Below are 16,334 nucleotides of genomic sequence, written 5' to 3'. Positions count from 1 at the left end.
GAAAATAGACGATCATACGGACACTTTAATTTGAACTAGGATGAATCATACATCAAATAAGATCGGATCTTAAATGTATTGCTTCAATCTAATATGGACGCTCGTTTATATTACTTTTCTAAACTCGTCTTCCTTTTCTTTCTATTGAATTACAAGTTATCTTAACCATTTCTCATTTTTCCACTTTATTTTGCAGGATTCAATACAGAGATTTGTCGAATTAGTAATGGGGATAGTCGACATATGTAAAATTCTAAATAAAATCAGTGGGGTTACTGCCCGTTAATGCGGGATAAAAAGTGTCAGAAGAATTATTTGAAAAAGGAGAAAAAGACATGTATAAATCATATTTAGATTTTGCCATTGAACTTGGTAAAGAAGCAGGACAATTCATTGTTCCACACGCAGGGAAAGCTGGTCAACAAACTGTGAAATCAGCAAAAGATTTTGTAACAGAAATGGATATTCAGGTTGAAAACCTTATCATTCGCCGTATCAAAGAACAATATCCTACTCATCAAGTTTTCAGTGAAGAAGCGGGGAATATTGAAGGAACTGAAGATTTTGAATGGGTAATCGACCCAATTGACGGTACGGTGAATTACAGTGTCGGAATTCCGTTGTACGGCGTTTCTATTGCGCTTACGCACAAAGGGGATCCTGTTGTTGCTGTTATTTCACTTCCTGGTTTAGGTGAATTATTTTGGGCAGCAAAAGGAGAAGGTACTTTTTTAAACGGACAACCGATTCAAGTTAGAGATGCTTCTATTGCCGAAGCCTTTATATCCGTAGGAGACTTCGCAAAGGATGGAAACAAAGAAAGCAATAGAGAACGATTGCTATTGTTAGATAATATCGTAAATGATGTATACAGAATTCGGATAATCGGTACTGCTGCTGTTACGCTAGCCTATATCGCAGCTGGTCGATTAGACGCAGCCATTTACTTAAACCCTAACTGGTATGACGTTGCAGCTGGCCAGTTACTAATTACTGAAGCTGGTGGAACACAAAGCCTAGCAGGAAATCACACAATTTATGCCACTAATAAAATAATGGATGAGTTAAAGAATCTTATTCTTGTGCAACAATAACTCTTTGCTATCTTTATAATCTGGTAATCTTTTAAAACAATACATTTTGATAACTCTCGAAACCGTCTGTCATTATAACAGGCGGTTTCGTTTATCACCTCTTTATTTACGTTCATGAATTATGGTTGCTTTGAATAAAGTTTGATTATTTTCTATCCGTGTTGCTCCATAATTCAGCTTGATTGGAAGATCGAAAAATGTAAAAGAGCTTCAAAAATTTATCTTTAATTATTGCTCGATCGCAATCCGTTAGTTTACGTATAATTCTTCACATTTTATAAGCTCAATAGGCAGCATTGCGCCTAATCGAATACATCATCATTCACAAACATTAAATCCAGCGATTCACTTCTCTAACCTGATTTGCTGTATGATCATGTTGTCTGGATCCAATCCTAAAAAAAGTTGGTTCCTACAATTTCTAGAAATCCAACTAAATTCATTTATTGATTGCAATGTATCAAGGAATCTGACCCTGAAAAACCACTAGAGTGTCTTCGTTTCCAGTCGAAATCCTTCGACGACTACATCTTCATCAATCTCAACTAATAGGCACCGTTTTCCATTGTAAGTAATATATTTTACATTTTTCAGGTCTTTCGGGCTGACGGATACATCTGCCACCTTCGTATTGATTTTAATAGTTTTAGGGATAATACTGCTTGCTTTTATTTCATGTTTTTCGTCATCTACGACACTTTTGAAAGCATGTTCCACTTTGGCGGTATCCACATTTTCGACGCCGCTCACCTCTAAGATGCGTTCGATGTCCCGATAATCCAACATAGGAGATTCACTTTCTTCATCTTCTTCATTTTCCTGCACCATTTTATCGATTTCCTCATAGACATTAGAAATGACGTTGGAATCCACTTCGTCTCCCATCACAATTTTTAAGATTTGCTCGAAGCTATCCTTATCTTCCATAGCGGTAATAATCTCTTCACAGTTGAGAACTTCTTCTATAAATGAATCATCTGGTTGATTCACTTTCCCTCCACAATAGAGAATATGATTCACATCTGCTGAATTTTCATTGAAGGCAGGAAACAGAAAACCTGTTAACGGAGTAGTCAAATTAATAATGGGATCAACTGCGTTATTCGATTTGAATTCTTTCTCAATATAATCAAACAGCAAGGCTTTTTTCGGCTGATCGGTTTTATTGAGACTGCAAAGGATAAACTCACTGGAATAAGCCTTATCATTCCCTCCTTCTTCCGATTCCTGATCTCGTTTCCCAGCCGCCTTTAGATATTCTCCTCGGATAAATGTCACCACAGTATCAAAATCATAAGCAGCATGAGCAAACATTTTCCCGACGATTTTGAGCATGTTTTCTTTCCAATTTTCCGTTGATCCTGCTCGTAATCCTTCGTAGAGGATCATTTGCGTGCTGTCTTCCACATCATGTTTAAATTTCAGCTCAAACAGTTTGGCATCAAGATAACCTGTCAACACCTTTTTAAAGTTTGCTAAAAACAATTCTTGTGCTTCCTGTTCTAACATTTCAAACGGTTGACTGACTTGATGGTAAATCTCACCTGATTCTTTCTTTACATAAACAGTAAAGATTTCGCGAATTTTCATAAACTGATTATCTAATTTAAATTGCTTTCGGATATTAGCGATGTCTTTTTTATTCATTTGTCTCATCTCCCATTCCTGATTATATTGGTCAGTCAAGAAAATAGTAATACTTGATATTTATTCAATTTTAATAGCTGAGTGGAATAAAGTGAAACTTCAATCAGCGGGGGAGCATCTCCACTGATGGTAAGTTTCACTGTATCTCACCAATCGGGGATCTACAGGCTGTTTATCCCCCATCTATTTATTCCTTGAATCTTTCGTAAAAATGAGGTGGGGGTCTTACAGCCTGTTAAACCGGGAAAAAGTTCGTATTCTCCTATTTTTATAGAGTAAAATCGCCACTCACTCTAAATGATTTTCAGCGTGTTTCAAACGATCTCTAGATCTTTATTATATAGCAAGCTTTCGCAGTATCATCATTAACAATCTTTATTCTATGCAAAAATTAACTATCAAATATTATTAAGCAATTTTGGCGAAATATAAAAAATAGCAGAAGTATTATACTTCTACTAAAAAATCATCAACTGATTTATAAAATAATTTATTTTATTATATATACAGAATCATAGACATCTTTATTAAGATTCTTTAGATAGCCCCTCAGTTTTATATACCCAGTATTGAAGAGGTTGTTGGTAATGCTTGATCATCCAACCTAATATTTTGCCGATGAAATAGGCGGCGACTAGTGTACCGATTCCGATTGAGCCTAAAGATTGAATAAAAATTAAACATATTGCACCTGCAACACACACATTAATTAAATCGCTCGAAATTTTCGTTTTACTAAATTTCAAATTAAATTTTTCGCTAAATACATGAGTTAACGCATCATATGGCATTAATGGAAGTTTCGCTGTAAAATAACCAATTAAACCGGTAGCTACAACAAATAAACTAACGATTAAAAATACAATTCGAGTAAAGATGGTTTCAGGTGTAGGGAGTAGTTGTACAAAGAGGAGCGTAGCATCCATGAAGAAACCGAATAAAAACGAAATAATTAATTGACCTACAAATTCATTTAACGCAATTCGTTTATTTATTAATACTTGAATAACAATAAACAAAACATTTGCAATCACCGTTGTAAAACCAATCGATAAGCCAGTCGTTAGCGCAAATGCATAAGCCAGTGATGACACAGGCGATACCCCAAGTCCTGCTTGAATCGAGAGGCTAACGCCAAGCGACAAGAGAAATAAGCCAAGCACGTAAAAGACGAGTCGCTTCATTATTTTACTCATATGATTCATAACATCCTTCGCTTTCTGTAAATAGTATACGATTAAATATAACATCAAATTTAACATATAAAAAATATATATATTATAATATAATCATAATAAAAAACATATAATGGAGATATGAAATGGATTTTCGACAATTACATTACTTTAGAGAAATAGTAAGACAAGGAAGTATTTCTAAAGCAGCAGAAGTGCTCCATATCGCCCAGCCACCGCTTAGCCAGCTGTTAAAAAAGCTTGAAAATGATCTTGGTACAACTTTAATTCATCGATATCGTAAAAAATGGGAGCTTACAGAAACTGGTGAACTAATATATCAATATGCCGAGCAAATGCTCATGCAAATGCAAGATGTAAAGCAGCGAATTCGAGAGATTGAACAGGGTATAGCAGGAACAGTAAGCATTGGTGTATCCTCTGCATGTTCGAATATGCTCATTGACTTTGTCAGTATGTTTAGAACACAATATCCAAATATTAAAATCAATATTATAAAAGGCAACTCAGAAGAATTATTAAAAAGACTAGAACAAAGAGAAATTGATGTTGCATTACTTTTACGTCCGGGCAATAGTGAACAATATCAGATGAAAATATTAAAAAAACAGCCATTCGTCGTGATTATTCCAACTAATTGGTTACCATTGTTTTCATCGCAGGATGTGACTTTGGAAAAAATAGCCTCATTCCCTTTCATTATGTTGGGGGCGATGGAAGGCCATTTTTTACATGAGAGGATATTGCAAACATTTAATGAACGTAATCTAAAGCCTAATATCATAATCGAGTGCAAAGATGTCACAATGGTTGTAGCACTTGTAAACAGAGGATTAGGTTTATCAATTATTCCGAAAATGGATTATGACTCGCCTTTTTTAGAACATACAACGCTTTTTGAACTGAAACAATTTGATTTTAGTATGGAGCCCGTTTTTTTAAGATTAAGGGATGAACCAAACTCAAAGGCGGCCACCCAATTTTGGGAGATCGTTGATTAGACGAAGTGAACATTTTATAGTAGTCAGGAATTTCATTGCCATGAACAGTGGGGGTTTTTTCATAAGTAAAATGACGGAGTTCCTCACGCATTATTTAGCACCTGACATTGATGTGAATCGTTTAGATGATATGGACGTACAGCCCACGTTGTCAGAAGAAAAGGCAAAATCCCTTTATCGAGGACCTCAATTTTGAATTAACATGGAACAAAAATTACGAAGAAAATCAGCATGAATAATTCGAATTTCTCTATCGTGTTTCGTTTTCGAAGCTTAATGGTGATATTCGCTTTATTGATGCTCGTTCGAGTAAAAAGATTACAGAAAAATTTGAATGATGTGTTTAAAGAAACTTATTAATTGAATGATAAACAGCGGCCAAAGGTGTTATCGTTAAGCCCCAAAAAGTATAGAGAAAAATCTCTATACCTTTTATTGGTTAAAACTTAATTTTTATTATTTGAGAGTCATTTATTTTATTCTCATCTTTATCGAATACATCGCTTGTTGTTAGTTCAATCCATTCAAGGTCTTTTGATGAGTCAATAATAAAACCTAAATTCCCCTTTTTTGTTGAGTTCCCTTCTATTTCACCATTTAATTCTTCTAGATATATATCTTTCCCCCAATCTAACTTCTCACCTGTGCTCGTTTCAATCAGGGCTATTGGTGCAAAGTTTATTTTTTCATTGGAAGTGTTTTCGATTTCTACAAAGACCTTTACAAAATCAAATTCTTCATCATGTGTCAACACATGAAAATAATCAATTAGACTATAATCTGGTCTTAAATGAATGAGTTTCATATCTTTTACATTGAGTCGGATTGGACCAACTTCGTAAGTTTCATTGACGGGATTGATTGCTTTTAAAGTCGCTTCACCTTTTTCATCTGAAACGGATTGACCAACTTCAAGTAATGTTCGGTCATCTGTTACCTGTGGGTTTGAAGAGTAATCACTCAAATACTCACTTGCCGATTGCTTTTCTTTTAGAAGAGGTTCGCTGTTACTTACATCATTCGAACAGCCAAATAAGAAGAGCGTTATAAAGGTTAGAAGACCCAAATATTTTTTCAAAAAAAAACCTCCAATTTATCCCGGTTTCACTTTATCATTCAAAAAAGAAGAGCTGACTTAAAGATACGTGTCAGCCCCCTTTTGTAAAGCCAAATTTATTTATCGTTAATAACCGTTTTCTTATTCCCTTTTTCTAGAATGTCAAAGATGATTTTCGCATTATCTGTGTTATCAATTTGTCCTGCAAATCGTTCAGATGAAGGTCCATAAGCATATACAGGTACATCTTCACCCGTATGTCCACCAGTAGTCCATCCCGTGTTAGAACGCGTGTCAAAGATTTTTTCGATTGCATTATCAATATCGACTTCTTTTTTAGTAGCTGCATCTTTTACAGATTGAATTTCTTTAGCTGTTAAATCAAGATCAATATATTTTTTCAATGTTTCTTCTACACCAGCACCATTTGCGATTTGATTCGCCATGAAATCAGGTGTACGTTTTGCTGCTTTAATTGGTTCACCAAACCAGTTGTAAATGCCATTTGCGCCAATTGAATAACCGCCAGTAGAGTGATCGGCCGTCGCAACAACTAATGTATGCTTATCCTTTTTCGCAAAATCAATCGCTGCTTTAAATGCTTTTTCAAAGTCTTCCATTTCACTCATTGCACCAACGATATCATTATCATGACCAGCCCAATCAATTTGACTTCCTTCAATCATTAAGAAGAAACCATCTTTATCTTGTTTTAAACGGTCTATTGCAGAAGTTGTCATTTTTTCTAAAGAAGGTACGTCTTTCGTACGATCAAGCATTTTTGGTAGTCCTCGTTCTGCAAATAATCCAAGAACCTGTTGATTTTTGTCTTTTGAAAGCTCGTCTGTATTTGTTACATAGCTAAATCCATCTTTTTTGAATTCATCGACAAGATTACGATCTTTGCGGATAAATAAATCTGTTCCTCCACCAAGAAGAACGTCTATCTTATGTTTCCCATTTACTAATTCATCAAAGTAATCATCCGCAATCCCATTCATGTTTTGACGGCTAGGATCATGCGAACCAAATGCTGCTGGAGTAGCATGAGTAATTTCTGATGTAGCAACTAGCCCAGTCGCTTTCCCTCTTTCTTTTGCAGCTTCAAGAACCGTTTTCACCTCAGTTTTATCATTATCTACTGCTATAGCATTGTTATATGTTTTAATACCAGCAGACATAGCTGTTGCAGCAGAAGCAGAGTCCGTTACATTTTGCTCGGGATCTTCTGGATACGTCATTTGCTGGCCAACAAGATATTTATCAAGCTCCGTACGATCAACAAATTTTGATGTAGAACTGTCCTTCAAATAACGATAAGCAGATGTATACGAAACACCCATCCCATCACCAATAAGGAAGATAACATTTTTAATTTCAGCATTGTTCTTCTCTGTTTCTTTTGCTTCAGCGTCAGAAAAGGGTATTCCTAAACTACTAAAAGCAACAGTGGACATAACGGCTAAAGGGAGTAGCTTCTTCTTAAAATTTTTACTAAACAAGGGATCATTCCTCCTGATTTTATGTTATAAGCGTATTGTAAATTAATAACCTTAATTCCTTATCATAGGTTTGTAATGATATTGTAAATCCCACTAATTAAGTAAATAGATCCAAATCAAAGGGAATTTTTTACTGTAACTAATATAGAAACGAGACATTATACCTACAAAAAGCCACTTTATTGATTTAACAACATCTAGTTTTTGAGAAGTGGTAGTACATTATGAATAGATTTTACTTTAAAAGGATTTACATAATTTTACGTAATAGTTATTCTCTTTACAAAAAAGGACAAAAAAAACTGCTCGGGGCACCAAAATCTGTTCATCTTTTATATCTTACTCTACTTTCACTTTATAGAATTAAGAGGCAACTCCATATATTTGACATTTAAACTGGATATATTTAGTTTAACCATGTCTTTCTATTACCTTATAATAGGATATAAGACTACAGCAGATAGACCATTTAGGATCGGGGGGATTAATTGTGAATAAAGAAAGACTCAAGTTACGTGCTCTACAAATAGGGAAGGTTTCAAATGACTTCGAGCTTGAGATTGAGGATTTTAGCGAAGAACATCAAGTGGCACTGTTTGTCTGGAAATCCATTCACGACGCGGAACAAGGAATATGGATTGAATTAGACAGTGAGGGTCATTTACTCCATTACAATCAATACGAGGCAGTGTTACACCATTTACTTCTACAAGAAGAAGAACTTTTAGAAAAGTCCCTTCAGTTTGTCTCCCAGTATTATCCGGATGCTCTAAAAACGTTTGTCCCGGAAAAAAGTAAAACACTTTCCAATGGAATGCGGTTTTCATCTGTTCAAATGGAGCTTGGATTGCCGCTTGAAATGACTGGTTTTTATGTAGATGTGGCTTTTAGCGGAGATATTCTTGCATTCCGTTATTATGGTGAAGCGAAGGATATTAGGCTCCCTGGAGAAATTTTGGACAAGGAATGGGTAAAGCAATCGTTTTTGGCTGAGGTAAAAATGAACCTGCTTATTACAAATCTAAGTTCTGACGTATATGAAAATGTCAGTCCTTCACCTCGCCTTGTCTATCAACCAAATTGTCCCTTCTACACCCATTCTGCAGATCAAATAGCAGAAAGAAACATTGAGAATGAAAACGAAGAAGATTACGAAATTAGCTATCTTCCACTTCCTGAAAAGTTACCGGGTTATCCTGATATTTATAAGGCTATTGGATTCGATAAACATGCATTAACGAAGCTCCGAGAAGTAGATATAGGGGATGAAATTGTGACCGTATGGCATCCAGCCCCCCCTCTTTCTGTAAACAATGACCTTAGCCTTGACAGCTATTTTCAAAAAAAAACAGAAAATACGTTGAAAATTAGAACCGAGAAACAAACGGGCAAAATATCGGGTTTGTTTAATTTTAGGGATAATAAAGGTCTACTGTCATTATCGGTCGAAGAATGCAGAACAATCGCTCTAAAATTTCTATACACATTGTATCCAAACGCAGATCAGTACTTCCGTATTTCTAGCTCCAATGAAGATGAGGAGGAAGAAACGACTCAGTACGGGTTCCATTTTTCCATCTTTCATAGAGGGATTTCAACACATTTTGGTCTCTGTCACATCACTGTCAATAAAACGACAGGGTTCATCACGCATTATTCAGCCCCTGACATTGATGTGGATCGTTTAGAAAATATCGACGTACAGCCCACGTTGTCTGAAAAAGAGGCAAAGTCCCTTTATCTTGAGGACCTCGATTTTGAATTAATATGGAATAAAAATTACGAAGAAAATCAGCATGAATATCACGAACTCATCTATCGTGTTTCATTTCCAAAACTTAATGGTGATATTCACTTTATTAATGCTCATTCGGGTGGAAAGATTACAGCAAAGATGTAAAACGTGTACATAGAGAAAGTATTTCGCTGTTCCTTTTTCTCATGTTCAAATTGAATGATAAACAGAGGCAGACTAAGTATGTTGATTTTACTTATCTAGCCTCTGTATTTGTGTAGATGTATAATTTCTAATTCGAAGCATATTTTTCTGCTTTGACGCATAAAACCTAGATTCGACGCGTAGATCCATGTTGCTACTTGAGTTCGAAGACAACAAAACGATTGAAAATACTTTTACTTTATCATTTAAGAAAGCCTGCAGGTTCTCCTGCAGGCTTCTTGTCTTATCTACTCGCTTTCTGCATCCATTCATACTGACGTAGTCGGATTTCAAAAAGCGTAATTGGATCACGGTATTGCTCTGGACGTTCTCGCATTTTATCAAGTGCTGCTTGATTTTCTTTAATTTCATATTCTGATTGTTCAACCGCTGCATGAAGATTTCCTTTTGCGCCGCGGAAAAACATCGTAATGTCGCGATCTAATGATTTCTCGAACAATTCGAATTGGGATAGGAATTTTCGAGCAATCATTTCAGCTACATCATCATAATCCATCGTTTCCAGGAATTTTTTGTAGCGCGCATACATCCCTGCTTTGTTTTGCCCAATTGAACCGAATAGTTTACCTGCTCCCTTTAGCAACAATTGAGAAGGTGTATGACGGAGTAGAATATTCACATGTTCGATACGAACTCCACTTGTCATCCGATCTGCATCGCGACCCCAATCATCCAGTACTTTAAAGTCACATTGTAAATCCATGCGATTATCCCGATACAAGGCATTAAATCCATCAGCCATTTCGTTCAACTCATACTGACATTGAGTAAAATCTAGTTTAGATTCCATTATCCAATGTTGAAGTGAATTATAAAATCTTGGCAGTACTCGGCGATTTATATAATCTTGAATTCGGACATTCATTTCGTCATTCAAAGTGAGATGAATTTGACTGAAATCACTATCTTCCTTCACCAACTCTGAGCATTCACGGAGAAGTTTAGGGATCGTCACTTTCAAATCATTTTTCACTTCTTCTTTAATCAAGCGATAACTCTTAGAAATGGTATTTATTTTATCTTTTTCCAGATCCATCAGCTGGTTGATAGCACCGTTTACCTTCACGACCATCTCTTCATTCCAAGCAATGGAATCTACTCTTTCGCTTTCCATTTCAACCCTTTTATTTAAAAGAGATGTTAATGTTTGGCGGATAAAATATAGAAGAGTATCCGTTCTTAGCTGTTCAATAAATAATCCTGTCTGACTTGCCGCGACGAATTCAGAAGCTTCCTCCATTTGTTTACGACTATTATAATCAGAAGAATAAGCAAAAACATTAGCTGAAGGGAAATCCGTTGCAATACGCTCAGCCGTTTCATCAAGGATCCGCATGGCATCACTTTCACTAGAAATCTTATCCATTCTATTCATCACAAAATGAATAGACAGATGTGATGCCCGTTTCTTCACCTGTAGCAACATATCACGCTCATAATCCGTGAATGGCGACACCGCATCCAATACAAATACCATGGTGTCGGCCGCATGACTAATGCTTAGAAATTCGGGACTCATCACTGTATGTCGATCCATAGGAGGTGTATCAATAAGAGTGAGTGAATGATCTTGCAAAAAAGGCGATGGATAGTTCATCTCTATGAACGAATTCGGTGAAATATCACCTAAATCCAACAATGAAATACGCTCTGTTCCAGTAACCTCAAGGATATTAGGTTCTTCACTATCCCGAATGATTAAATACGCAGGTGTTTCTTCTTCGCTAAGTTCAGCGCCAAGTAAGCTGTTAATAAACGAAGACTTCTCTGACTTATCAGTTCCTGTAATTAATAGATGTTGAGTTTCCAAATCCATTAACACTTCAACGAGCCATTTTGTTTTTTCTCCTGAATCAACATCATGCTTGTTGGACCATTGAATCACATCTTCATAAAGTTCAGAACTTGCTTGGAATGATGATTCACTTACATGGCTTTGTGCTAAAAGATTTTCTGCATCCCCAACGACTAGTGGATTCATTTGTTCATTAAAGATTTCATTCCATGACAATACAGCTGCTGCGGCAAACATGACTTGAGAGGAATCCGCTAGTCTTAACCAATTACTGAGGAGTTCTGGAACAATAGGTTGTAGTTCATGAACTAAGTATTGTCCATCTATTAATTCTAAGTAGGTATCTTTAAAAGTATTCGCTAAATCATGCCATGAATGGGCCCCGTCAACTTCAAACGTGTAAAAGAAAGTATTGATCGTAGTTAGCCACTCGAAATACACCTCTTGCTTGCGATATTCCTGCCAAAGTGAGGTTACTAACTTCTCGAACCGTTTCTGATCGGTTAGCGATAACAATTCCAACACTTGTGTGAAATACACAGGTAATAAGTTTTTCGTATACCCAAGGTCTACATATCCTTGAAGAACATCAAACCATTTTATTACACCTGTTCTGAGACTTTCATTTACAACAAGTTCAATTGCACTCTCCCAATCTTTTTGACTATCAAAAAATGATCGGGCAAGTTCCGTAACATTCGGATAATCCGGATGAAAGGATACTAAATTTTTAATTGTTGCGGACGCAAGATCAAACCGCTCTTCTTCTATGTATAGTGTAAACAATTGCAACGCTACTTCAGCTCTTAGTACTAGATTCTCAGAAGCAATTGATTTATATAGTTCTTCAGCTGTAGAAAGCATCCCAAGCTCATAATAGGCATCAGCAACATTCTTCTTTGCCCAAGGTTCAAGTTCTGACCCGATGTTCTCCCATTTAAAGATCGCTGCTTCAAAGTCCTTATAATGAAAATATAATTCTCCTTGCGCATAGCGGATCGTTGACAGCTCAGGAACCTCTTTCTTTTGTTCTTCTAAATACGCCTCTCCAAGCAGTTGAATCGGTTCTCCATCTTGAACATCGTTCACGAATGTCTCATAAAATTTTTTGTGAATTAAAAGAGTATCCGAAACCATTTTAGTCCCCCGTTACCTCATATTTTATCAAACTCAAATGAGAATTTTTTTATCCCGGTTTAACAGGCTGTAAGACCCCCACCTCAACTTTTGTTTAGAGAATCAAGGAAAAAATAGGCGGGGGATAAACAGCCTGTAAATCCCCGATTGGTTCAACTAACCATCAGTGGGGATGAAAAAAATCCCCACTGATGGTTAGTTGAACTTTATAACTACTAACATACTATTTTAACAAAAATCTACGTATGATAAATTTCTTTCTACTTACAATTGTAGAACAATATTATCCATGCGTGTAAAAATTTTAATAAAACATCCATTTAACTGGTTATTTTAACATTTTATAGGGCTTTTGCCAACGGAAATGATGGATAAGTCTCCCATTCGGCACTTATTTCCAATCTAGAATTAGGGATTGCATGCCAGAAGCTCTTTTCGTAAAGATTGTTGTTATTAGCAAGAAACCAATTCGAGCAGATGTTAATTGGAGCGGAGATGAGGGACTCCCGCTTAGAGAAGCGTGTTGAGCGAGACTCCGTCTGAGGAGGCTTCTAAAACCGCTCACGGTAATCACCCAAGGTTGTTCGTGTAGATATAATTGAAAAGCAACAAAGTATGTGAAAACAGCCTTCTTGTATAATGATTACCATGCTCCAAGTCCGAACTTTTTTAAGAATAATCTGATTTTAATTCATTCCATTTTATGTATGAATCCAATTTTTGCTATGATATACATGTGTAAAAAAAGGAGATGAGTCGTATTGGTAAAGCAAGTGAGAATAGGAAAAACAGATTTATATGTCAACCCAATTGGACTTGGAACGAATGCAGTTGGCGGTCACAATATTTACCCTAATTTAAATGACGAAACAGGAAAAGATGTAGTCAGAGCTGCTTTTGAAAGCGGGATTAATTTTCTAGATACTGCTTATATTTATGGACCAAAACGTTCTGAAGAATTGATTGGTGAAGTGATTAAAGAAAGAGGAAATCGTTCAGATATCGTGATTGCCACAAAGGGTGCACATAAATTTGTCGATGGGAAAGTGGTTTTCGATAATTCCCCCGCTTTCTTAAGGGACTCAGTGGATAGTAGCTTAGAACGGTTGCAAACGGATTATATTGATTTGTTCTATATTCATTTTCCCGATGAAGCTACTCCGAAAGATGAAGCAGTAGGCGCATTAAAAGAGTTAAGAGATCAAGGGAAAATTCGTGCCATCGGCGTTTCTAACTTTTCATCGGAGCAATTAATCGAGGCGAATAAAGACGGTTATGTGGATGTATATCAGGGATGGTATAATCTTTTCAAACGCGAAGCAGAAAGAGACTTACTTCCGTTTGCAGAAGAGAACAATATTTCCTTTATTCCTTATTTCCCTCTTGCATCCGGTTTACTCGGTGGTAAATATAATAGTAACAGCACCTTTAACGACGGACGGGCTCAAAACCCCCTTTTCCAAGGTGACACATTTATCAGTAATCTAGAAAAGGTCGAACAAGTCCGGGAAATCGCGAACAATAAAGGAGTAGAAGTGGCCGATATTGTCCTTGCATGGTATTTACAGCAACCAGCGATTGATGTGTTGATTCCAGGTGCGAAGAAACCAGAGCAAGTAAGTCGAAATCTCAACGCTTTAATAGTTGTTCTTACAAAAGATGAAATAGAGAAAATCGGGCAAATTTTTAAGTGATCATAGATACTCCATGCCATAACGCATGAATAAAACCATAAAAGGATACCACTCGAAAACGTGGTATCCTTCTATCATTTCGGAATTAATTTCTGACCCAAATGCATCATAATAAGGTAGCCATTAGATTGACTACCTACTATTGGAATATCTTTAAAAATTTATGCCCACCACATGTCTGTTTGAGTTTCTTTAATTAGGACGGAGTCGAGGTTTTTAACTGCGCGAGCGAAACCTTCTTCGATGGACATAAGCGGGTCTTCGTGTTCAATACTAACGACATAGTCATAGCCATAAGTACGAAGTGCACTCATCATATCCGACCATTCCTGAATGCTATGTCCACAGCCGACTGAACGAAAATTCCACGCGCGTGATTGAATGTTTCCATAAGGCTGCATATCAGTTAGGCCGTACATATTAATATTGTCCTGATCGAGATACGTATCTTTTGCATGAAAATGGTGAATCGCGCCGGCTTTACCTAGAATCTTAATTGCGCCAACTGGATCAATGCCCTGCCACCATAAATGGCTCGGATCCAAGTTTGCTCCGATTGCATTGCATGTTGCCTCGCGAAGCTTTAATAATGTGTAAGGTGTATGGACAAGGAATCCCCCATGAAGCTCAAGACCAATCTTTACATTCGATTCCTCTGCAAGCTTGCCGATTTCTTTCCAATAAGGAATTAATTTCTTCTCCCACTGCCATGCAAGCACGTCACTATACTCCATCGGCCAAGGTGCAACGGGCCAGTTCGGATATTTAGCTCCTTCATGATCACCGGCAGTTCCCGAGAATGCATTCACGACAGGTACCTGCAGCAGGGAAGCTAATTTAATTGTCTTCACTAACGTTTCATGACTTTCCTTTGCTAAACTCTGATCTGGTGAAATTGGGTTTCCATGACAGCTGAAAGCACTGATCATTAAACCTCGTGATTGTACAGCTTCTAAATATTGCTGGCGCTTTTCTCCATTTTCTAAAAGCTCATCCAACGGACAATGAGCATTACCTGGATAGCCACCTGTTCCAATTTCAACCGCTTTCAGTCCAGCCTCTGCCACATAATCCAGCATCTCTTCGAACGTTTTTTGTGAAAATAATACAGCGAACACACCTAGTTTCATTTTATCCACCCTCTATTCATATTGTCGCCTCAACACTATTAAATACTGATCAATTTACCACTGGCAGAACTTTGATATATCGCTTCAATAATTTTTGTAACCTTCATCGCCTCTCCCATTTTCACTAATGGTTCTGCCAATCCTAAGCAGCTATCAACAAAATTCTCTGCCTGTTCTACATCAGGAGTATCCTGACCTGGCATCCAGACGGCTTCATTATTCATTAGCATTCCGAATTTCGCTTGATTTACTATCAATGGAAACACTTCCAAACCGCCTCTAGTTCCTGATAAACTTAATGTATTTGCCTCTTCACGAATATTCGCAGCCCATGATGTTTCAAAAATTAAAGACGCCCCATTGGCAAACTTAATATATGCCGTCGCATGATCATCCACCTCAAAAGCTGATGCATCGAAGTTCCCCCAGAGATTAACCTGATCCATCCCTTTACTTACATAGTTATAAGTGGAACCAATTACCTCCGTCGGTTCGGGATCATTCATCAGCCATAAGCTTAAATCGAGCAAATGACACCCATAATCGATCAAACTGCCTCCGCCCTGCAGATCCTGATTTGTAAAAACACCCCAACCAGGCACCTTACGCCGACGTAATGCTTGAACACGCGCAACATACGGCTCGCCAATTTCACCGGCTTCGATTATTTTTTTTGCGGCCTGCGCTTCCTTCATGAACCGATAATGATAGGCTGTCGCTAAAATCTTCCCAGAACGATTCGCTGCCTCTACCATCGCTCTACAATCAGCCACAGAAATCGCCATGGGTTTCTCACATAAAACATGAACACCTGCATCCAATGCTGCAATCGCGATTTCCGCATGAAATTTGTTCGGAGTAGCGATCGTCACCGCATCTACCTCCGCAAACATGTCTTGATAGTTCGGAAATACTTTTTCAATATGATAAGTACGTGCTACATCATGAGCTTTCAACTCATCTAGATCTTGAACTGCATATATTTGAACTTTATCTTGCAGCTTTTGAAAAGAAGGAATATGTCTGCTCTGGGTAATTCCACCTACTCCAATAATCCCCATCTTCAATCTATTCATATTGTTTTTAGCTCCTTCAAATTTGTGTTCAAAAATGCCATTACG

Annotated in this window: 11 protein-coding genes; 4 read left to right on the top strand and 7 right to left on the bottom strand. The window is 37.1% G+C overall.

Annotated elements, in window-relative coordinates; genetic code table 11:
* Positions 1 to 299 precede the first annotated feature (299 nt).
* Positions 300 to 1,094, top strand: coding sequence for an inositol monophosphatase family protein (locus V179_RS26775; RefSeq protein WP_152534675.1), 795 nt, complete (start codon positions 300 to 302; stop codon positions 1,092 to 1,094).
* 486 nt (positions 1,095 to 1,580) lie between these two features.
* Here V179_RS26775 and V179_RS0100615 read toward each other — a convergent pair whose 3' ends face one another.
* Both V179_RS0100615 and V179_RS0100610 read right to left on the bottom strand, forming a co-directional pair.
* On the bottom strand, positions 1,581 to 2,741 hold the full coding sequence (locus V179_RS0100615) for a DUF4317 domain-containing protein (protein WP_028389802.1): 1,161 nt from the start codon (positions 2,739 to 2,741) through the stop codon (positions 1,581 to 1,583).
* A gap of 527 nt (positions 2,742 to 3,268) precedes the next feature.
* Complete coding sequence (locus V179_RS0100610; RefSeq protein ID WP_028389801.1) at positions 3,269 to 3,925, bottom strand: YczE/YyaS/YitT family protein; 657 nt, start codon at positions 3,923 to 3,925, stop codon at positions 3,269 to 3,271.
* Positions 3,926 to 4,062: 137 nt separating this feature from the next.
* Here V179_RS0100610 and V179_RS0100605 point away from each other — a divergent pair, with 137 nt between their 5' ends.
* Entirely contained in the window at positions 4,063 to 4,938 is an 876-nt protein-coding gene (locus V179_RS0100605; RefSeq protein ID WP_028389800.1) for a LysR family transcriptional regulator, read from the top strand.
* Positions 4,939 to 5,377: 439 nt separating this feature from the next.
* Here the strand turns inward: V179_RS0100605 and V179_RS0100595 are convergent, their stop codons facing one another.
* The gene (locus V179_RS0100595; RefSeq protein ID WP_028389798.1) at positions 5,378 to 6,016 is read right to left on the bottom strand and encodes a hypothetical protein; all 639 of its coding nucleotides are present in this window, start codon (positions 6,014 to 6,016) and stop codon (positions 5,378 to 5,380) included.
* A gap of 95 nt (positions 6,017 to 6,111) precedes the next feature.
* Positions 6,112 to 7,452: an alkaline phosphatase gene (locus V179_RS0100590; protein WP_051404812.1), complete on the bottom strand. Its 1,341-nt coding sequence runs from the start codon at positions 7,450 to 7,452 to the stop codon at positions 6,112 to 6,114.
* Between the two features lie 535 nt (positions 7,453 to 7,987).
* Between V179_RS0100590 and V179_RS0100585 the strand changes: the two genes are divergently transcribed.
* Positions 7,988 to 9,397: a YcdB/YcdC domain-containing protein gene (locus V179_RS0100585; RefSeq protein WP_028389796.1), complete on the top strand. Its 1,410-nt coding sequence runs from the start codon at positions 7,988 to 7,990 to the stop codon at positions 9,395 to 9,397.
* A 283-nt stretch (positions 9,398 to 9,680) separates the two neighbouring features.
* Here V179_RS0100585 and V179_RS26770 read toward each other — a convergent pair whose 3' ends face one another.
* Positions 9,681 to 12,389, bottom strand: coding sequence for a hypothetical protein (locus V179_RS26770; protein ID WP_034300154.1), 2,709 nt, complete (start codon positions 12,387 to 12,389; stop codon positions 9,681 to 9,683).
* Between the two features lie 761 nt (positions 12,390 to 13,150).
* Between V179_RS26770 and V179_RS0100575 the strand changes: the two genes are divergently transcribed.
* Positions 13,151 to 14,083 (top strand): aldo/keto reductase, encoded by a 933-nt coding sequence (locus tag V179_RS0100575; protein WP_028389795.1) that lies wholly within the window; start codon positions 13,151 to 13,153, stop codon positions 14,081 to 14,083.
* A 161-nt stretch (positions 14,084 to 14,244) separates the two neighbouring features.
* Here the strand turns inward: V179_RS0100575 and V179_RS0100570 are convergent, their stop codons facing one another.
* Positions 14,245 to 15,213 carry a sugar phosphate isomerase/epimerase family protein gene (locus V179_RS0100570; protein ID WP_028389794.1) on the bottom strand — a complete coding sequence of 323 codons (969 nt, stop codon included), beginning with the start codon at positions 15,211 to 15,213 and terminating at the stop codon, positions 14,245 to 14,247.
* A gap of 38 nt (positions 15,214 to 15,251) precedes the next feature.
* Complete coding sequence (locus tag V179_RS0100565; RefSeq protein ID WP_028389793.1) at positions 15,252 to 16,289, bottom strand: Gfo/Idh/MocA family protein; 1,038 nt, start codon at positions 16,287 to 16,289, stop codon at positions 15,252 to 15,254.
* Between the last annotated feature and the right edge of the window lie 45 nt (positions 16,290 to 16,334).

It is taken from the genome of Bacillus cihuensis (assembly GCF_000504145.1).
Taxonomy (GTDB): domain Bacteria; phylum Bacillota; class Bacilli; order Bacillales; family DSM-1321; genus Peribacillus; species Peribacillus huizhouensis.
The sequence above is the reverse complement of the archived record's forward strand: the minus strand, read 5'-3'. Positions and strand labels throughout refer to the sequence as shown.